Below are 18,816 nucleotides of genomic sequence, written 5' to 3' on the forward strand. Positions count from 1 at the left end.
GAGCAAATGAGTGAAGAATATGGCTATGAAGATGAAGATCTAGATGAGTATTCTGATTTTGACGAAGAAGAAGAGAATTCATACAACTACAATTATGACGAAAACGACTATGAGTATAACGATGATGGTGAAGAGGAAGATAGCTACGAGATGTAATAAATTTAGGTTGTTAGCGAAAGATTAAGTAAGGGGGACTTGCCCCTTACTATCAATGTCCATACATTAAATTTGGAAGCCAAAGTGAAATTTGTGGTATGTATGTAACTAGCATCAAGCCTATAAATAGTGTTAAAGTCCAAGGTAGACATGCCACAACAACATCTTTGAGATTCATTCCTGTTAAACCACTTGATACAAAGAGATTTAACCCTACTGGCGGAGTAATCATACCTATCTCCATGTTAACTATAAGTAAAATTCCAAAGTGAACCGGATCTACTCCTAGTTGAAGTGCTATAGGTAACAATAAAGGCACCATAATCATAACAACGCTTGAAGGTTCCATAAATTGACCCATAACAAAAAGTAGGATGTTTACAATGATTAAAAATCCTATCTTGCCTATATTTGCTTCTAAAATTCCATCTGAGATTGCCTGAGGAATCTGTTCGCTAGTAAGAAGATATGCAAACACAACCGCATTTGCGATGATAAAAAATATCATTGCTGTTGTAAGCGCGGACTCAAGGCAGATACCCCAGAGATCTTTTATTTTAATATCTTTATATACTACTAGCGATATAAATAGCGCATATACGGCACTTGCGGCAGCAGCTTCGGTAGGAGTGAAAATACCTCCGTAAATACCGCCTATAACGACAACTATTATTAAAAGAGCCCAGAATGCCTTAGTAAATTTCTTGATTCTTTCTTTCCATGGCTCAGGCTCTGTAGCCTTAAAACCAAGCCTTCTTGCTCCTATATATGTCTGAGCTATCATCATACCGCCTAGCATTATACCGGGTACAACACCTGCCATAAAGAGCTGTGCTATACTGACCTCGGCTGTAACTCCGTAAACAATCATAACAACCGAAGGAGGGATAAGGATGCCAAGAGATCCTGCTGTCGTAATACCGCCAACCGCATAAGCCGGAGGATATCCCGCCTCTTTGATGGCTACGAACATAATAGAGCCTATGGCCACAACCGTAGCAGGCGAGCTTCCTGAAACCGCAGCAAAGATAACGCAAGCAAATATAGCACTTATCGGTAGACCTCCTGGAAGGTGCCCTACTACTGACTTAGCAAAGTCGATTATTCTTTTAGCTGAACCACCTTTGCTGAGTAAATTTCCAGCCAAAATAAACATAGGAATTGCCATAAGTGCAAATTTGTTAATACCGTCAAATATGATTTGTGGAACCGTAGCTACATCAAGGTCTGTAAAAAGAAGCATTGTAAGAACAGTGCTAGCGCCAAGAGAGACTGCGACAGGAACACCAATCAGCATAAGTCCAAATAAACATATAAATAAAAATGCAATAGTCATCTTTACCCCTTAGTCTTTCTTGATAGAGTCACGAATCATCTCTGCTTCAGCGTTAATGATAACCTTATCAGAAGGTGTAGCGGCTATTTGATATACTTTTTCTCCCGCTCTATAGCTTGCTCCTAAAAATGCTATAGGAAGAACTGACATAGGCACCCATTGTGGTATTCCAAGGTCTACGCTCATGAAATTTAGCTCGTACATCACGTATAGATACTGCACGCTATAAACTACTATAAATATTAAAAAGATTGTAGTAAGAGCACTGGAGAATACAAGGTATGCTTTTGCTATCGGGGAAGGGAATCTTTCAATGAGGATTGTGACTGATATGTGTATGCCTTTTCTAAAGCCGTATGCGGCAGCAAAGAATGCGGACCAAATAAAAAGATAATTAGTCGCCTCTCCCGCCCATGCCCATCCGGTATTAAAGACATAACGCATTACAACGTTTATAAAGGCAAGTAGCGTTCCCGCTACTATGCCTACTACGGCGATCGTCTTATTTACAGTCGCGATGCCGATATCTATAATCTCAAAGAATCTTCGCATAAAGACCTACTTTGTATTAATAGTTTTTTCTATCAGGTCTTTTCCTATAACTTTATAGAAGTTTGGATAGATAGTTTTCATAACCTCAGCCCATTTAACTTTCTGCTCAGGGGTTAACTCTACTATCTCAAGTTTGCCTGTCTCGCTTGCATATTTTTTAAGAGCGTCTATAATTTTGGCATCCTCTTTCGCAGACTCTTCTCTTTCAAAAGCAGTAGCCTCTTTAAGAGCTTGAGTAACGTGATTTTTCATATCTTGTGGCAAGCTTTTCCAGAATTTCTCACTTAAAATAACTAAATATCCCAAATATCCGTGTGAAGATATTGTTAGAGAATTTTGCGCCTCATAGAATTTTGAGTTATAAAAGTTTGACAATGGGTTCTCTGTAGCATCTACAACTTTTTGTTGAAGTGCAGGATAAACTTCAGAGAATGGTAGAACTTGCGGGTTACCACCTATTACTTTTGTTTGCTCTTCTAGAACTTTTGAGCTCATAATTCTAAATTTCTGTCCTTTTGCATCTTCAGGAGCAACGATAGCTTTTTTGCTTGAACTAAAGTGTTTAAAGCCCGCATCCCAAAAATCAAGTGCTACAAAGCCTTTTTTAGCGATCATATCTTTAAGCTTTTGTCCAACTTCACCACCTTGTACTGAATATAAGTGGGCGTTATCTCTAAATATAAAAGGTAAGTCAAATAGTTGGAACTCAGGAACTATAGGCGTAAATTTAGAAAAGCTCGGAGCCGCCATTTGAACGTTATTTAGTTTTAGTGCACCAAATACGCGGTCATCATCTACTAGTTGAGCTGCAGGATAAACCTCAACTTTAATTGCACCTTGGCTAAGTTCGCTTACACGTTTAGCAAAAAAGTCTGCGGCTTTACCTTTTGGTGTAGTTGCGGCAACAACGTGAGCAAATTTTATAGTGTATGTCTTTTGGGCGCCAAATGCGCTACCTGCTAGAGCACAAGTTAGGAATAGTGCCGAAAGAAATTTTAGTTTCATTATTGAATCCTTTTTATTTTTTGATTCACTACAAAATTAATCATAGCTAGACGTAATTATAAATCATAAAATTTATAAATTGGCAATCTTGTTTCAAAAACTCTCAAAAATTTATTTTTATATGAGTAAATTAGTAACATTTTTATTATTGTAATAGCAGATAAAATTTAAGTAATTTTATTAAATTCGATTATTTTTTGAAACAGTGTTACTAAAATACACTTAAATTTAAATTTTATAAATAATAGTAATTTTATCCTATTAACAAAATAATTACTTTTTTATCATATAATCTCGAAAATTTTATTAAATTACAAGGAGAATCAAAATGTTTAATCTTAGAAAGCTTCCATTTGATCCTAAATCAAATGCAGTTGTAAGCGAAGAAACCTGTTCTTATCATCACGGTAAGCACCACCAAACTTACGTAACAAATCTTAATAACCTTATTAAAGGTACCGAATTTGAAAATTCAGGATTATATGAAATTATATCAAAGAGTTCAGGTAGTATCTTTAACAATGCTGCCCAAGTTTACAACCATGATTTTTATTGGGATTGTATAGCTAAAAAGAGCGATATGAGCGATGAACTAAAAGCAAGATTGCAAAAAGATCTTCCGAATTTTAAAGAGGAATTTTTAAAATCAGCTACTACATTATTTGGCTCTGGGTGGGCATGGTTAGTCTATAGTCCAAAATCTGACAAACTAGAAATAATCCAAACTAGCAATGCTCAAACACCTGTAACGGTGGGTCTGATACCTCTTTTGGTGGTAGATGTATGGGAGCATGCCTATTATGTAGATCATAGAAATGCAAGAGCTGCATATCTAGAGAAATTTTATGAAAATATTAACTGGGATTTTGTTTCCGCAGCTTATGAGTGGGCATTAAAAGAGGGTGTAAATTCAGTTAAATTTTATATTGGCGAGCTTCATGCTAAAGGTTGTGGATGTGGCAAAGGATGCGGTTGCCATTAATTTTTTGAAGAGGTCTTGACCTCTTCTTAAATTACATAACTTATAAATCACTTTTTTAATATTCTTACTATATTTTAATATTTTTAAACTTATTGTTTATCTGAACGTCTATATAAAACTTGTGTCTGCCGATTGTATAAATATATAATCCTGTGTAAATTTAATTTACCTTTCTTGGTTAGTATTAGAAAATATTTTATTAAAGGATACAAAATGAAAAAAATCATAATCTCTTCTTTGGTTGCGGTTGCACTTTTAAGCGGTTGCGCATCAACTGCACCAAAACAAGAAGCGTCTACTACAAAAGTTATAAACGTTGATACTATTGAATTCCAAAGTATTGACGATAAGAACTATAAAGTTAACCTAATCTCTACGGACAATTTTGAGACGGCTGTTTTTGCTGATACAAAAGGCAATAAATTTAAGTTAAAAAATGCTCCTTCAGCAAGCGGAACAAGGTTAGTGGCTGATAATGGTGCTGAGATACATTTTAAAAAAGGTGAAGCTATACTAAATCTTGGCAAGGGCCAAAAAGATATATTTTTAAAATATTAATAAGCTAGATAGAGGGGCTAAACACCCCTTCCTTTTCAAAATTTAAATCAAATCTTTCTATAAACTCATATATCTACTCCTAATTTCCTTTCAGCTTTATTAACAGCTTTTGTTTTTATGGTATAAAATTATTTTCAAATACATATTAAACTTAGTCTATATAAATTTGAATAATGTTATTTTTAAATAATTAAATAAAAATATTAATATATATTTTTAAGATATTAGAAAAATGAATTTAATGAACTCCACTGTAAATAAGCTATAATTTAACAAATTTAAAACTTAAGAAAAATGTCACTATTATGTCATTTATCGAAATTTACTATCAAAAATATTCAATTTTACCTAATTAAACTTTTAATCTAAATTTACTATACTTAACAAATTGATAAATTTTTAAGAGGGTGACTATGAAGCAAATTTTAAAGCGCGACGGCACAAGACAGGAGTATCTTCCATATAAAATTCAAGATGCCATTAAAAAGGCTTTTGCAAGCGAGAGCAAAGAGTATGATGATAGAATTTTTGCTGACGTTATGCAAGATGTCGCGCAAAAGGAGCTTATCACCGTCGAGGACGTCCAAGACTTCATAGAAAAAGCACTCTTTAAGGCGGGCTATTTTGACGTGATGAAGAGTTTCATGCTCTATCGCCACACTCACAAAATGCAGCGCGAACAAATTTTAGGCCTCAACGAAGACACCACATACATAAACTCCACCCAAACGATAAATGAATACATAAACGGCACAGACTGGCGAATTTCGGCTAATTCAAACACAAGCTACTCAAACGCGGGACTCATTAACAACACTGCAGGTAAGGTTATCGCAAACTACTGGCTTGACGCGATTTACTCCAAAGAAGAGGGCATCGCGCACAGAAACGGCGACTATCACATCCACGATCTGGACTGCCTCACCGGATATTGTGCAGGCTGGTCGCTTAGAGCGCTTCTTAATGAAGGTTTTAACGGCGTTCGCGGCAGGGTCGAAAGTCGCGCGCCAAAGCATTTTCGCGAAGCTCTTAGCCAGATGGCAAATTTCTTAGGAATTTTGCAAAGCGAATGGGCGGGAGCTCAGGCATTTAGTAGCTTTGACACCTATCTTGCGCCATATGTTTTTAAAGATAAGCTAAGCGATACGGAGATAAAAAAAGCGATTACAAGCTTTATATTTAACCTAAACGTCCCTGCTCGCTGGGGTCAAAGTCCCTTTACCAACGTAACTATCGACATCACTTGTCCGACCGATCTAAAGGGGCAAATTCCAACTTCAACCGACATACATCTGTTTTCAAATTTAGAGGATGAGGAGCTTTTGAAACTTGCCAAAGAGCGTGGGTTTAATAAACTTACCGATATGACTTACGGAGCGTTTGAGCCTGAGATGGCGCGCATCGATAAGGCATTTTATGAAATTTTAACCACGGGCGACAAGTGCTCTCAACCATTTACCTTCCCGATCCCTACCGTAAATATCACCGAGGATTTTGACTGGGATAGCGAAGTGGCTAAAATTTTGTTTGAAAATACAGCAAAGATGGGCTCAAGCTACTTTCAAAATTTCGTCGGTTCTCAGTATAAATTTGATGAAAACGGCAACCGCGTTCTAAATGAAAGCGCTTATAAGCCAGGACACGTTCGCTCGATGTGCTGCCGCTTGCAGCTTGATCTAAGAGAGCTTTTAAAGCGTGGAGGAGGGCTATTTGGCAGTGCCGAGATGACAGGATCTATAGGCGTCGTAACCATAAATTTAGCTCGCCTTGGATATCTGTATAAAAGCGATAAAAAAGGGCTTTATACAAGGCTTGACTATCTTTTAAATTTAGCAAAATCAACCCTTGAAAAGAAGCGCAAATTTATCCAAGAGATGTATGATCGCGGACTTTATCCTTATACGGCGCGCTATTTGAAGCATTTTAACAACCACTTTAGCACTATCGGCATCAACGGTATGAACGAGCTTTTAAGAAATTTTACAAGCGATACAGAAAATATCTCTACCGAATTTGGGCGCGAATTTGCGCTTGAGATGGTTGAGTATCTGCGCTCTAAAATTAGGCAGTTTCAAGAGAGTACGGGCAATCTTTACAACCTTGAAGCAACGCCTGCGGAAGGCACCACATACCGCTTTGCCAAAGAGGATAAAAAGCGCTATCCTGACATCTTGCAAGCGGGTATGGATGAAAACATCTACTATACCAACTCAACTCAGCTTCCTGCAAATTTCACCGACGATGCTTTCGAGGCGCTTGATCTGCAAGATGAGCTTCAAAGTGCTTATACGGGCGGAACGGTCTTTCACCTTTATATGAAGGAGCGCATTAGCTCGGCTGAAGCTTGCAAAGATCTGGTGCGCGGCATCGTAAATAACTACCGCTTGCCGTATATCACGATCACGCCTGTCTTTAGCGTGTGCTCAAAGCACGGATATATCCCAGGCGAGCATGAGTACTGTCCGATTTGCGATGAGGAGCTGATGAAGCAGCTTCAAAAGGCTTAAATTCTAAAATTTGCGCTCAAATTTATGCCAAATTTTAGCTATGCGAGTGAGTTAAAGCCACTTTTATAAGCGGTATTTAACGATAAAATAAAATTTTAAGAATTCTGTGGCACAATTCGTCTAAATTTTCATGGAGTAGGTCGTGTCAAATCACTATGATGTTTTGGTTGTGGGCGGAGGAATTTCAGGAACGGCTCTGTTTTACGAGCTTGCGCGCTATACGGACATAGAGCGTATCGCACTTTTGGAGAAGTATCCGGCTTGCGCGACTCTAAACTCAAAGGGCACGAGCAACTCTCAGACTATTCACTGCGGCGATATAGAGACTAACTACACTTTTGAAAAAGCAAAAAGCGTCAAAAAATCAGCCGATATGATCGTCAAATACGCACTCATGCATGGATATGAGAACAAATTTATGTTCGCTCATCAAAAGATGGTCATAGGCGTAGGTGATACTGAAAGCGAAGCGATAAGAGCTAGGTTTGAGAAGTTTAAGGAGCTTTATACCTCGCTTGAAATTTTTGATAAAGAGAAGTTAAAGCAGATTGAGCCTATGGTGGTGCGAGGCATTGACGGAAACGACCGAAAAGAGCAGATCGTCGCTATGGGCGTAGGTGGCGGCGAGTACACGACTGTTGATTTTGAGCAGATGTCAAATAGCCTTATAAAGCACGCAAAAGAGGCAAATAAGACTACCGATGTATTTTTTGACGCTTGGGTTAAGAGTATCAAAAAGCAAGGTGATAGGTATCTTGTAAAGACTCGCGACGGACGCAAATTTAACGCAAATTACGTGGTTGTAAATGCCGGTGCGCATTCGCTTTATCTTGCTCACATGATGGGACTTGGGCTTGAATTTAGCTGTTTGCCTATCGCGGGAAGCTTTTACATGAGCAAAAAGCGGCTGTTAAGAGGCAAGGTATATACCGTGCAAAATCCAAAACTCCCATTTGCCGCTATCCACGGCGATCCTGATATCCTAGCCGACGGGCTTACTAGATTTGGGCCGACTGCGCTTGTGCTACCTAAACTTGAGCGCTACCGAGGAAATTCGACGGTTGTTGATTTTGTAAGGAGCTTGCGACTTGATTCAAGTGTGATGAGTGTGCTTACGGGGCTTTTTAAAGATGGCGATATAAGAGAGTATGTGATGAGAAATTTCGCCTATGAAGTGCCTATGATAAATAAAATTTTATTTGTAAAAGCGGCAAGAAAGATCGTGCCTTCGCTTAAAAGCGATGATGTTTATTATGCTAGAAATTTTGGCGGAGTTCGCCCGCAAGTGATTGACAAAAAGAGCAAAGAGCTGATGCTTGGCGAGGCTAGCATAAACACAGGAGATGGGATTATCTTTAATATGACGCCAAGCCCAGGAGCTACGAGCTGTCTTGCAAACGGCTTTAGAGACGCTAGAAGAGCTTGCGAGTTTTTGGGCAGGAAATTTAATGAGGATAGATTTAACGCCGAGCTTGTAGATTAGGCTACTTTACACAGCTAGAGGATAGATCGCTAGTTTATGTTTGTCAAACTCGCAAAGGTGTCCGAGTAGATAAATTTCAAAACAGCTCTTTAAAAAATCCTCCTTAGGCTTGTGCCTGAGTGCAGGATAAAGCAGGTAATTTATCAATAAAGCATCTGCTACAACCGATCCGTACGTCTCTTTTAAAATTGCAGCTTTTTCGTCTATAAATTCTGCTTTGTGCCTCCATTTAGTTATGGCTTTGTAGAGTTGTTCATCTAAGTCTAGCTCCCAAATAGCCTCTCTAATGTCCCAAATTGCAACTTCATGCACACGTTTAAGCCTCTCAAGAAGCTCTTTGTCATTTATAAATTCGGCAAATTTTTTAAGGCTATCGATGTGAGATTTGCCAAGAGCGATCAGCTTTGCTTTGTCATTTGATGGCGGAGGAGAAAATATCGGCGTAAAGCCCGCTTTTATAAAAGCATTTGCTTTGTCTTTGTTCGCCTCGTAAAGCGGCATAATCCTATCTTGTAAATCTTTAGCGCAAACTAGCGGCTCAAAGACTTTATCTACACCATCTCCGTAAGGCATAAATTCCTCAAACAGTCCGTAAAAACAAGCACTCAGATCTTTTAAATCTCCTGAATAAAGATTGATTTGCATTAAATTTGCCAAATTGCTTAGCGTAGTCTAGTATCGTCATTTTAACAGCCTCAAAGCCCTTAAACCAAACACAAATTTAAGCTTTTATTGGATAAATTTAGCTCTTTTTGGCTGCGAGATATAGCGGTTCAACCTTTTTAGCTATCTCTTTTAGATCCTTGATGCGACTTTCGTTTGACGGGTGAGTGCTTAGGATTTCAGGCACCGCACCGCCTGATTTTTTAGACATCTTTTCCCACACTACGACCGCTTCTTGCGGATCATATCCCGCTCTTGCCATTAGCTCGGTGCCGATGTGATCGGCCTCAGTCTCATGGCTTCTTGAAAAAGGCAGGCTGATAGTGTACTGGGTAGCTAAATTTATAAGCCCTGTTGCCGTATCGCCAAGCCCTGCAGCGGTTGAGACAGCAAAAATTCCTATATTTTTAAGCTGATCCGTGCTAGCTTGCTCGCGGCTATGCTCTCTTAGCGCGTGAGCTATCTCATGACCCATGACGGCTGCTATCTGCGCGTCTGTTAAGGATAAGTTGTTAATAAGCCCGCTATAAACAGCTATCTTGCCTCCAGGCATACACCATGCATTTAAGGTATTTGAGTTGATGACATTTACCTGCCAGTCCCATTTAAGCGCATCTTTGCGAAAAGCCCCAACTTCTAATATAAGGCGTCTTCCTATCTCTTGGACTCTTTTGGTTAGTATAGGATCTATATTTAAAACATTTGACTGTCTGGCTGATTGAAGCACTTTAGTATATGCTAAATTTGCGCTTTGATTCATAGTTTCTGAGCTTACCAAAAAGAGCTGTTTTCTATTTGCTCCTACAACTCCTGAATCAGTTGAACTAACGAAGCAGCCCGCTAAAAATATGATTATAAATAAAAAAGGAAGTATAATTTTTTTCATATTTTATCCTTGAATTTAGGTTATAAAATTCTAAAAATTATACTAGATTTTATTAAATTTCTACTCCCAGTCAACTTTTTTATAATCTATATTGTGCTCAAATTCTTTTAGACGCTTATGAATTGAGCGAAGCTCGGTTATAGTCTTCCAGTTGCTGATAAAAACGCCAAAACTTGATCTAACTTGTGCAAATGCGTTATTTACCTGAACCAAAATTCCAAGCGTGATAAGCCCAGTAAATAGCCCTCCACCCATTATGAGATAAGGAACTATGATTGTAATTTGATGGTAAGAATAAAGCCACATATTAAAATATCCGTAATGCAAAAATAGCCTTGAGTAGTTAAATTTAAGTCCTGTAAAAAGCTCTACTATCTTTACTGGATGAGCGTAATTTACTTTATCATCTTCTGCTAAAACAAGCTCTTTTCTAAAGGCTGCTTCTACTTTTTGGTTATTGTATTCAAGGCCTGGAAGTTTTATGCCCACGATCCAAGAAATTATAAGTCCTCCTACACTTATAAACAAAGCTATCCATACAAGTGAACCCGGAATATCTTTTAGATATGGTAAATTTACTTTATTGCTAAGCCCCCAAAGTATCGGAATAAACGCGATTAGAGTCATTATGGAGTCTAGGATATCAACTCCAAGATCTTCCATGATTTTTGCAAACCTATATGTGTCTTCTTGCATACGTTGCGAGCTTCCTTCTACGTCTTTTTCGACCTTTCTCCAGTAGCTAAGGTAGCTAAATGTCATCGCTTCACGCCAGCGAAATATCCAATGACTAGAGAAAAAAGAGATGAAAACGCGGAGTATGACATACGGCATAGCTAAGTATAAAAAGAGCCTTATGCCTGCCCAGAATTCTTCTACGTTACGTTCTTTTGCATTTTGCAAGATATCATAAAAATTTTTATACCAGTTGTTAAATTGTATATTAAGATATGTTTGAAGTATAAGAGATAACGATATAAAAATTATACCGCCATAGGCCCAAACGGCCCACTTCTTGCTCTTGAAAAAGGATAAAAACACTTTTTGCTCCCGAGTATGAAATTAAAACTTCAAAGTATATCAAAAAATCTATTAATTTAAATTTGGATATTAAATTCAAATTACTAGATTTGACTTAATAATATAAAATTTGATTGATATAAAGTATGATTGAATTCGGTTTAAATATAGTATTATTTGAAAAACTAAAAATTTAAGGAGGCAAATTTGCTTAGAGTTATATTTGTTTTAACTGTTGTATTTGCTCTTGTTTGGGTTTATATGGGTGCGGATAATAAAACAGTAGCGGATTATAAAAACATGAGCAAAGAGCAGCTTGAGACACTTTGTCTTGATAAAAAGGATAAAACCGCTTGCCAGAAGATAGCTATTGATTTTATAAACATATCTAAATCAAACGATGGCAAACCTAAATTTTAAAATTGTTATCGTTTAAGGCTCTTGCAAGCAAGTTAATTGAGATTTGGTTGCTTTTGTGATATAATGCCAATTTTATCTTAATTTTTAAGGATTTTTATTGCACCCCAGTAGCGATTCATATTTTATGATTTTATTCGCAATTTTATTTGTACTTTTAAACGCTTTCTTTGTTTTATCTGAATTTGCCATTGTCAAAGTTCGCAAGAGCAGGCTTGAAGAGCTTATTAAAGATAAGGTTCCAAATGCGAAATTAGCCTACGATATGTCAAATAAGCTTGATACATATCTAAGTGCAACTCAACTTGGTATCACGCTTAGTTCGCTTGCTCTTGGTTGGATAGGCGAGCCTGCGATCGCAAGACTGATAGAAAGACCACTTCAAATTTATTTTGATGTTAGCGACCTTGTCGTTCATACTGTTGCATTTGCTATCGCTTTTACGACTATTACTTTATTTCACGTAGTGCTTGGAGAGTTGGTTCCAAAATCAATTGCCATAGCCAAAGCAGAGAAATCAACCCTTCTTGTAGCAAAGCCGCTTCATCTGTTTTGGGTTGTATTTTCACCTCTTATTAAAACATTTGACTATCTTGCATGGATCTCTTTAAAAACTCTTGGTATAAAACCTGCCAAAGAGAGTGAGCTTGCACACTCAGAAGAGGAGATAAAGATAATCGTAGGAGAGAGCCTAAAAGGCGGAGTTTTAGATAGTTTTGAGACTGAACTTATAAAAAATGCCGTGGATTTTAGCGATACTGTAGCTAAAGAAATTATGACTCCTCGCCGTGATTTGGTCTGTATAAATAAGCAAAAGAGCTTTGAAGATAATTTAAAAGTAATATTTGAATCAAAATATACTCGCTTCCCATATATAGACGGTAGTAAAGATGTGATTTTGGGAATGATACATATAAGAGATATCTTGGCTCTTCATTTTAGCGAAGGCAAGAAAAAAGATTTTGATCAGATTGTTAGAAAATTTTTGATAGTACCTGAGAGTTTGTCTATCTCAAAGGCGCTAGTAATGATGAACAAACAGCAAATTTCAGCAGCTCTTGTTGTGGATGAATACGGTGGTACCGCAGGTCTTCTTACTATGGAAGATATTATGGAAGAGGTTTTGGGCGATCTAAATGATGAGCATGACGACGCTGATCCTCACTACAGAAAGATAAATGACAATATATATGAATTTAACGGCAGATTTGACCTAGAAAGCGTTGAGGAGCTTATGGGAATTAACTTTGATGAGGAGACTGATCAAGTCACTATCGGAGGGTATGTGTTTAACCTTATTGGCAGACTGCCTGTGGTCGGAGATAGAATAGATGATGATAACTGCCACTACGAAGTACGTAAAATGGATGGAACAAGCATTCTGACTGTTAAAGTGCGCAAAAAGATTGAAGGCGAAGAGAGCGATTAAATTTTAGGCGGTCTTAGCCGCCTAAATACTATTTGTCTAAATTTTTAATATATGCATAATCTGAAATTTTAGTCCACTCTCTGCCGATTTTCATAAAGTTTCTTTGAGATTCTAAAATTTCTTTAAACACAGGATCCTTTTCACTAAGTTCATTTAAAATTTTATCTGTTGCATTTTTTAAAGCATCTATTATTTCTGGAGAAAATGAAGTTATCTTAATATCCGGATACTCTTTTTTAATCTTATCAAGAACAATTGCATTTTGGTATGTTGCATATTCATAAACGAAGTCAGATACGACCTTTGTTGCCGCTTCAATTATATATTTTAGATCTTCTGGCATCTTGTCAAACAGTTTTTTGTTGATATAAAATTCATTCTCGCTAGCAGGTTCTTGCCATCCTGTGTAGTAGTATTTAGCCACTTTTTGAAAACCAAAGCTAATATCTAGCGCAGGTCCTACCCACTCTACCGCATCTATAGTATTCATCTCAAGTGCCATATAAAGCTCACCTATCGGGATTGTATTGATATTTACTCCAAGTTTTGACATGATTTCACCGCCAAGCCCTGTCATTCTAAGTTTTAGCCCTTTTAGATCGTCAATGGTTTTTATCTCTTTTTTGAACCATCCGCCCATCTGCATACCGAAATTTCCGCCTAAAAATGTTACTAAATTATGCTCTGCAAATACTTTTTTTGATAGCTCTTTTCCGCCTCCGTAGTTATACCAAGCATGCTGTTCAGATGCATTCATTCCAAAAGGGACTGTTGTAAAAAGCATTAGTTTTGCATCCTTGCCTTTATAGAAGTAGCTTGCGGTGTATCCTACGTCATATTGCCCGCTTTTAACCATATCAAGTATAGCAAATGCGGCTTTGTGCTTTGATGGGTAGTCTACTCGCACTTCTATGCGCCCGTTACTCATCTTTTCAACTAGCTCTTTAAATTTTTTAGGAGCCTCTCCAAGTACTGGAACGTTACTTTCGTAAGTTGCGGCAAGTTTTAGTTTATATTTTTCAGCTGCCGACGAGCTTAGAGCTAAAATTACACTTATTGTAAGTGTAGTCAGTAGTTTCATATTTTCTCCTTTGGTTTTAAAATTTACTAAATTATATGGATTTTATCTTATATTTTTGGCTTAATATCAATTTTGTCATATTTAAATTTTAAAAAATTGAGTAAATTTGTAAATAAATTGAATATAATTCACTTTTTGTAATTATTATATAAAAATAAAATTTTCAACTTAAATTTTATAATAAAGTTATATAATGTAATGATAATTCTTAAGGAGTATAGATGAGAGTGATTCAAGCTAGTGAAATTACTAAAGTTGTCAGCAGACTTTGCAAAGAGGCCTGTTACATCGTAACCCCTGATATGAGAGAGGCTTTTGTAAAAGCTAAAGAAAATGAGAGTTCACCAACGGGCAGAGATATTTTAGGCAAAATTTTGCAAAATGCCGACTTGGCTGAAAAAGGAATGGCACCTATTTGTCAAGATACCGGAATGGCAGTCGTGTTTGTGGATATAGGACAAGATGTACATATAGAGGGAGGTTTTCTTGAAGATGCTATAAATGAAGGTGTCGCCAATGGCTACGTGGAAGGCTATTTAAGAAAATCTGTAGTATGTGATCCTGTTTTTGACCGAAAAAATACTAAGAATAATACGCCAGCAGTTATAAATGTAAGAATAGTTAAAGGTGATAAAATTCATATTAAAGTAGCTCCAAAAGGGTTTGGTAGTGAGAATAAATCGGCTCTTAAAATGCTAGTTCCTGCCGATGGATTAGAAGGCATTAAAAAAGTATTTTTAGACACAGTAAGGCTGGCTGGTCCAAATGCCTGTCCCCCTATGGTAATAGGTGTAGGTATAGGTGGCACTATGGATAAGGCTGCGCTTATGGCAAAATATGCTGCTGCACGCTCTGCAGATAGCAAAAATCCCGATGAAAGATATGCTAAGCTTGAAGAAGAGTTGCTTGAGCTAGCCTGTAAAACAGGTGTTGGTCCGCAAGGACTCGGCGGAGATTATACTGCTGTCAAAGTAAATGTAGAGTGGTATCCTACTCATATAGCTGGACTTCCGGTTGCTATAAATATAAACTGTCATGCAGCACGCCATGCTGAAGCTGAAATTTAAGGAGAAAAGATGTCAGAAATCAAAAAAATAACAGCACCGTTTGATAAAAGCGTAGTAAAAAGTCTAAAAGCTGGCGATAGCGTATTAATATCAGGAACAATAATAGCAGCCAGAGATGCTGCGCATAAAGCTTTAACAGAGACTTTAGCCAGAGGCGAAAAGCTACCTGTAAATTTGGCCGGTGAAACAATCTATTATCTTGGGCCAAGTCCTGCAAAACCTGGTCAAGTTATAGGTGCGGCAGGTCCTACAACAAGTGGACGTATGGATAAATATACTCCAACTATGATTAATGAAGTTGGTATAAACGGTATGATAGGCAAGGGCTACCGCTCTCAGGAAGTAGTAGATGCGATGAAAAAATCAGGATGCGTATATATGGTGGCTATCGGAGGGGCCGGGGCATTAATAAGTCAGAGTATCAAAAAATATGAAGTTTTGGCTTATGAAGATCTTGGTCCAGAAGCTATAGCAAGAATAACCATTGAGGATTTTCCTGCTATAGTAGCGATAGATAGCGATGGAAACAATTTTTATGAAGTAGGTCAAGCGCCATATAAAAAGGTTTAATAATATCCAAGGCAAAGCGTATCGGTTAGTTTGATGCGCTTTTCTAATGGCTCTGGAGAGAAAAATTTACACTTTTCTATATAAATTCTATAGCTGTAATCAAGTCCTAAGTCATCATAAAATTTCTTTAAATTTATAAATTTGATTCCGCAAATTTCTCTTATATCAAAAAGTTTATATAAATTTGAGCCATTTTTTTTCACAAGATGAGATGGCGAAAGTCCAGTGAATGAACAAAAAGAGCTTGTTAAAACTAATCCGTCAAGCTCACTGCAATCTTTGATAATATGCTCAAATTTATGTGGAATTGTTTTGTAATTTAAAAAAACTGTACGTGAGTGTTCAAATTTAGCCGAAACTACGCCCTTCCAGAAGAGATATGCGTTTGAAGAGATATTTGCAAGCTTTGCAAATTCGCACCCAAGCACATAACCATCTAAAAATTCGTTAGGCGCCAATACTATGTTCATTATATAGACTACTCGTTTTTACAAATTTTCTTTGTTAGCTTTGTTGCAAAAGGCATTATGAATATAACGCTAGGATAGGCGACTACAAATGCTTTAAGCCAGCCCTCTACCCACAATATTAAGAATCTATCTACAAGACCTAAATTTATATATAGTAAGACTCCAGACATCAAAAATGACATCAAAAATGACATAATAAATGCTAAAACGAACTTGTAAAATTTAATCGGTATCATTAAAATCCTATTTTTTCTGGATTATATCAAAAATATGAGATTGTTTTTATTGACAGAAATTTGAATTTGTTGTAGGATTTTGTAAGATTTTAAGTTTTAGGAAAATCATGAAAAAAATTATATCTACTAAAAATGCTCCCCAAGCGATAGGGCCATACTCTCAAGCGGTTATGTCAAATGGATTTTTATTTGTATCTGGGCAGCTTGGTGTAAAACCTAATGGAGAATTTGCAGGAGGCAGTGTTGAAGATCAAACAAGACAATCTATGGAAAATATCAAAAATATTTTGGCTGTAACTGGCTTAACATTTGAAAATATCGTAAAAACAACTATATTTTTATCAGATATAAATGATTTTGCAAAGGTAAATGAAATTTATGCCAGTTGTTTTAAAGGCGAATTCCCAGCGCGTAGTACTATAGCTGTAAAGACTTTGCCGAAAGATGGCTTGGTAGAAATTGAAGTTATAGCTGCTCAATAATACTATATTAGAGTTAGAAAGAAATTTGCATTTTTATGTTTTTGCAAATTTCTTTTGTAATTTTTGATTTTGTAATAAAACTTTAAGCTTCCCTCTTATATAATTCCAGCTCACGAATTAAGAAACCACCTTTAACTTCTTCTTTCAAGTTAATAAAGCTTTTTCTTTTTTATCGTTACGTTCTATAACTTTATCAATGTTAAACTAATTAGTCAATCTTTGAAATCTAAACAAGTGATCGATTGAGCCATCTACTTTAATAGGCTTTCTTTGGAAAGTAATTAATGTAGAAAAACTAAAAAACAATCATCTTTTAAATTAGCTTGCTAATTTAAAAGATAATAGATTATAAAATTAAAAGTTTTTTGATTAAAAACTTCATATAAATTATATGGAGAGTTTGATCCTGGCTCAGAGTGAACGCTGGCGGCGTGCCTAATACATGCAAGTCGAACGGAGATATGAGGGCTTGCTCTTATATCTTAGTGGCGCACGGGTGAGTAATGTATAGCTAATCTGCCCTACACTAGAGGACAACAGTTGGAAACGACTGCTAATACTCTATACTCCTTCTTTACATAAGTTAAGTCGGGAAAGTTTTTCGGTGTAGGATGAGGCTATATCGTATCAGCTAGTTGGTGAGGTAATGGCTCACCAAGGCTATGACGCGTAACTGGTCTGAGAGGATGATCAGTCACACTGGAACTGAGACACGGTCCAGACTCCTACGGGAGGCAGCAGTAGGGAATATTGCTCAATGGGGGAAACCCTGAAGCAGCAACGCCGCGTGGAGGATGACACTTTTCGGAGCGTAAACTCCTTTTCTTGGGAAAGAATTATGACGGTACCCAAGGAATAAGCACCGGCTAACTCCGTGCCAGCAGCCGCGGTAATACGGAGGGTGCAAGCGTTACTCGGAATCACTGGGCGTAAAGGACGCGTAGGCGGATTATCAAGTCTTGAGTGAAATCTAACGGCTTAACCGTTAAACTGCTTGAGAAACTGATAATCTAGAGTAAGGGAGAGGCAGATGGAATTCTTGGTGTAGGGGTAAAATCCGTAGAGATCAAGAAGAATACCCATTGCGAAGGCGATCTGCTGGAACTTAACTGACGCTAATGTGTGAAAGCGTGGGGAGCAAACAGGATTAGATACCCTGGTAGTCCACGCCCTAAACGATGTATACTAGTTGTTGCCAAGCTAGTCTTGGCAGTAATGCACCTAACGGATTAAGTATACCGCCTGGGGAGTACGGTCGCAAGATTAAAACTCAAAGGAATAGACGGGGACCCGCACAAGCGGTGGAGCATGTGGTTTAATTCGAAGATACGCGAAGAACCTTACCCGGACTTGATATCTAACAAATCATCTAGAGATAGAAGAGTGTCTGCTTGCAGAAATGTTAAGACAGGTGCTGCACGGCTGTCGTCAGCTCGTGTCGTGAGATGTTGGGTTAAGTCCCGCAACGAGCGCAACCCACGTATTTAGTTGCTAACGGTTAGGCCGAGCACTCTAAATAGACTGCCTTCGTAAGGAGGAGGAAGGTGTGGACGACGTCAAGTCATCATGGCCCTTATGTCCGGGGCGACACACGTGCTACAATGGCATATACAATGAGACGCAATATCGCGAGATGGAGCAAATCTATAAAATATGTCCCAGTTCGGATTGGAGTCTGCAACTCGACTCCATGAAGCCGGAATCGCTAGTAATCGTAGATCAGCCATGCTACGGTGAATACGTTCCCGGGTCTTGTACTCACCGCCCGTCACACCATGGGAGTTGATTTCACTCGAAGTCGGAATGCTAAACTAGCTACCGCCCACAGTGGAATCAGCGACTGGGGTGAAGTCGTAACAAGGTAACCGTAGGAGAACCTGCGGTTGGATCACCTCCTTTCTAGAGTACAATGAATA

19 protein-coding genes and 1 rRNA gene are annotated in these 18,816 nt (G+C 37.7%); 11 read left to right on the top strand and 9 right to left on the bottom strand.

Annotated elements, in window-relative coordinates; translation table 11 throughout:
- Positions 1 to 6 precede the first annotated feature (6 nt).
- Entirely contained in the window at positions 7 to 156 is a 150-nt protein-coding gene (locus CDOMC_RS00535) for a hypothetical protein (protein WP_172126973.1), read from the top strand.
- 52 nt (positions 157 to 208) lie between these two features.
- Here the strand turns inward: CDOMC_RS00535 and CDOMC_RS00540 are convergent, their stop codons facing one another.
- Genes CDOMC_RS00540 through CDOMC_RS00550 form a run of 3 tightly spaced genes read right to left on the bottom strand, consistent with a single transcriptional unit; the run spans position 209 to position 3,049 of the window.
- Positions 209 to 1,492: a TRAP transporter large permease gene (locus tag CDOMC_RS00540; RefSeq protein WP_172126975.1), complete on the bottom strand. Its 1,284-nt coding sequence runs from the start codon at positions 1,490 to 1,492 to the stop codon at positions 209 to 211.
- 9 nt (positions 1,493 to 1,501) lie between these two features.
- On the bottom strand, positions 1,502 to 2,044 hold the full coding sequence (locus CDOMC_RS00545; RefSeq protein ID WP_172126977.1) for a TRAP transporter small permease: 543 nt from the start codon (positions 2,042 to 2,044) through the stop codon (positions 1,502 to 1,504).
- 6 nt (positions 2,045 to 2,050) lie between these two features.
- Positions 2,051 to 3,049 (bottom strand): DctP family TRAP transporter solute-binding subunit, encoded by a 999-nt coding sequence (locus CDOMC_RS00550; RefSeq protein ID WP_172126979.1) that lies wholly within the window; start codon positions 3,047 to 3,049, stop codon positions 2,051 to 2,053.
- A gap of 328 nt (positions 3,050 to 3,377) precedes the next feature.
- On the opposite strand from CDOMC_RS00550, the gene sodB reads away from it, so the two are divergent.
- The 4 genes from sodB to CDOMC_RS00570 all read left to right on the top strand — a co-directional run bounded on the left by sodB (position 3,378) and on the right by CDOMC_RS00570 (position 8,579).
- Positions 3,378 to 4,031: a superoxide dismutase [Fe] gene (gene sodB / locus CDOMC_RS00555; protein ID WP_172126981.1), complete on the top strand. Its 654-nt coding sequence runs from the start codon at positions 3,378 to 3,380 to the stop codon at positions 4,029 to 4,031.
- Between the two features lie 213 nt (positions 4,032 to 4,244).
- A complete protein-coding gene (locus CDOMC_RS00560) occupies positions 4,245 to 4,589 on the top strand; it encodes an MliC family protein (protein ID WP_172126983.1) in 345 nt (114 codons plus the stop codon).
- Between the two features lie 413 nt (positions 4,590 to 5,002).
- Complete coding sequence (locus CDOMC_RS00565) at positions 5,003 to 7,096, top strand: ribonucleoside triphosphate reductase (RefSeq protein ID WP_172126985.1); 2,094 nt, start codon at positions 5,003 to 5,005, stop codon at positions 7,094 to 7,096.
- A 142-nt stretch (positions 7,097 to 7,238) separates the two neighbouring features.
- Positions 7,239 to 8,579, top strand: a complete 1,341-nt coding sequence (locus tag CDOMC_RS00570; protein ID WP_172126987.1) for an FAD-dependent oxidoreductase — start codon at positions 7,239 to 7,241, stop codon at positions 8,577 to 8,579.
- Positions 8,580 to 8,585: 6 nt separating this feature from the next.
- On the opposite strand, the gene CDOMC_RS00575 is transcribed toward CDOMC_RS00570, so the two are convergent.
- The 3 genes from CDOMC_RS00575 to CDOMC_RS00585 form a co-directional block, all read right to left on the bottom strand.
- The gene (locus tag CDOMC_RS00575; RefSeq protein ID WP_172126988.1) at positions 8,586 to 9,224 is read right to left on the bottom strand and encodes a hypothetical protein; all 639 of its coding nucleotides are present in this window, start codon (positions 9,222 to 9,224) and stop codon (positions 8,586 to 8,588) included.
- 97 nt (positions 9,225 to 9,321) lie between these two features.
- Positions 9,322 to 10,128 (bottom strand): M48 family metallopeptidase, encoded by an 807-nt coding sequence (locus CDOMC_RS00580; RefSeq protein ID WP_172126990.1) that lies wholly within the window; start codon positions 10,126 to 10,128, stop codon positions 9,322 to 9,324.
- Positions 10,129 to 10,188: 60 nt separating this feature from the next.
- Positions 10,189 to 11,169, bottom strand: coding sequence for a putative transporter (locus CDOMC_RS00585; protein WP_172126992.1), 981 nt, complete (start codon positions 11,167 to 11,169; stop codon positions 10,189 to 10,191).
- 186 nt (positions 11,170 to 11,355) lie between these two features.
- Here CDOMC_RS00585 and CDOMC_RS00590 point away from each other — a divergent pair, with 186 nt between their 5' ends.
- Complete coding sequence (locus CDOMC_RS00590) at positions 11,356 to 11,568, top strand: hypothetical protein (RefSeq protein ID WP_172126994.1); 213 nt, start codon at positions 11,356 to 11,358, stop codon at positions 11,566 to 11,568.
- Positions 11,569 to 11,665: 97 nt separating this feature from the next.
- Positions 11,666 to 12,994, top strand: coding sequence for a hemolysin family protein (locus CDOMC_RS00595; protein ID WP_172126996.1), 1,329 nt, complete (start codon positions 11,666 to 11,668; stop codon positions 12,992 to 12,994).
- 28 nt (positions 12,995 to 13,022) lie between these two features.
- Here CDOMC_RS00595 and CDOMC_RS00600 read toward each other — a convergent pair whose 3' ends face one another.
- Positions 13,023 to 14,075, bottom strand: coding sequence for a TRAP transporter substrate-binding protein (locus CDOMC_RS00600; RefSeq protein ID WP_172126998.1), 1,053 nt, complete (start codon positions 14,073 to 14,075; stop codon positions 13,023 to 13,025).
- A gap of 221 nt (positions 14,076 to 14,296) precedes the next feature.
- Between CDOMC_RS00600 and CDOMC_RS00605 the strand changes: the two genes are divergently transcribed.
- Complete coding sequence (locus tag CDOMC_RS00605; protein WP_172127000.1) at positions 14,297 to 15,142, top strand: fumarate hydratase; 846 nt, start codon at positions 14,297 to 14,299, stop codon at positions 15,140 to 15,142.
- Between the two features lie 9 nt (positions 15,143 to 15,151).
- Positions 15,152 to 15,712 carry a Fe-S-containing hydro-lyase gene (locus CDOMC_RS00610; RefSeq protein WP_172127002.1) on the top strand — a complete coding sequence of 187 codons (561 nt, stop codon included), beginning with the start codon at positions 15,152 to 15,154 and terminating at the stop codon, positions 15,710 to 15,712.
- Here CDOMC_RS00610 and CDOMC_RS00615 read toward each other — a convergent pair.
- On the bottom strand, positions 15,709 to 16,185 hold the full coding sequence (locus tag CDOMC_RS00615; RefSeq protein ID WP_218975691.1) for a cysteine permease: 477 nt from the start codon (positions 16,183 to 16,185) through the stop codon (positions 15,709 to 15,711). The genes CDOMC_RS00610 and CDOMC_RS00615 overlap by 4 nt on opposite strands.
- 5 nt (positions 16,186 to 16,190) lie before the next feature.
- A complete protein-coding gene (locus CDOMC_RS00620) occupies positions 16,191 to 16,364 on the bottom strand; it encodes a DUF2798 domain-containing protein (RefSeq protein WP_236861322.1) in 174 nt (57 codons plus the stop codon).
- A gap of 161 nt (positions 16,365 to 16,525) precedes the next feature.
- Between CDOMC_RS00620 and CDOMC_RS00625 the strand changes: the two genes are divergently transcribed.
- Both CDOMC_RS00625 and CDOMC_RS00630 read left to right on the top strand, forming a co-directional pair.
- A complete protein-coding gene (locus CDOMC_RS00625; protein ID WP_172127031.1) occupies positions 16,526 to 16,900 on the top strand; it encodes a RidA family protein in 375 nt (124 codons plus the stop codon).
- Between the two features lie 388 nt (positions 16,901 to 17,288).
- Positions 17,289 to 18,799, top strand: a 16S ribosomal RNA gene (locus tag CDOMC_RS00630).
- Positions 18,800 to 18,816 lie beyond the last annotated feature (17 nt).

The organism is Campylobacter sp. RM16192, from assembly GCF_004803855.2.
Taxonomy (GTDB): domain Bacteria; phylum Campylobacterota; class Campylobacteria; order Campylobacterales; family Campylobacteraceae; genus Campylobacter_A.

Coding starts and splice junctions, on each gene's coding strand:
- CDOMC_RS00560 (WP_172126983.1), top strand. CDS start 4,245: ATGAAAAAAATCATAATCTCTTCTTTGGTTGCGGTTGCACTTTTAAGC.
- CDOMC_RS00600 (WP_172126998.1), bottom strand. CDS start 14,075: ATGAAACTACTGACTACACTTACAATAAGTGTAATTTTAGCTCTAAGC.
- CDOMC_RS00540 (WP_172126975.1), bottom strand. CDS start 1,492: ATGACTATTGCATTTTTATTTATATGTTTATTTGGACTTATGCTGATT.
- CDOMC_RS00580 (WP_172126990.1), bottom strand. CDS start 10,128: ATGAAAAAAATTATACTTCCTTTTTTATTTATAATCATATTTTTAGCG.
- CDOMC_RS00625 (WP_172127031.1), top strand. CDS start 16,526: ATGAAAAAAATTATATCTACTAAAAATGCTCCCCAAGCGATAGGGCCA.
- CDOMC_RS00610 (WP_172127002.1), top strand. CDS start 15,152: ATGTCAGAAATCAAAAAAATAACAGCACCGTTTGATAAAAGCGTAGTA.
- CDOMC_RS00620 (WP_236861322.1), bottom strand. CDS start 16,364: ATGTCATTTTTGATGTCTGGAGTCTTACTATATATAAATTTAGGTCTT.
- CDOMC_RS00575 (WP_172126988.1), bottom strand. CDS start 9,224: ATGCAAATCAATCTTTATTCAGGAGATTTAAAAGATCTGAGTGCTTGT.
- sodB (WP_172126981.1), top strand. CDS start 3,378: ATGTTTAATCTTAGAAAGCTTCCATTTGATCCTAAATCAAATGCAGTT.
- CDOMC_RS00545 (WP_172126977.1), bottom strand. CDS start 2,044: ATGCGAAGATTCTTTGAGATTATAGATATCGGCATCGCGACTGTAAAT.
- CDOMC_RS00605 (WP_172127000.1), top strand. CDS start 14,297: ATGAGAGTGATTCAAGCTAGTGAAATTACTAAAGTTGTCAGCAGACTT.
- CDOMC_RS00565 (WP_172126985.1), top strand. CDS start 5,003: ATGAAGCAAATTTTAAAGCGCGACGGCACAAGACAGGAGTATCTTCCA.
- CDOMC_RS00535 (WP_172126973.1), top strand. CDS start 7: ATGAGTGAAGAATATGGCTATGAAGATGAAGATCTAGATGAGTATTCT.
- CDOMC_RS00550 (WP_172126979.1), bottom strand. CDS start 3,049: ATGAAACTAAAATTTCTTTCGGCACTATTCCTAACTTGTGCTCTAGCA.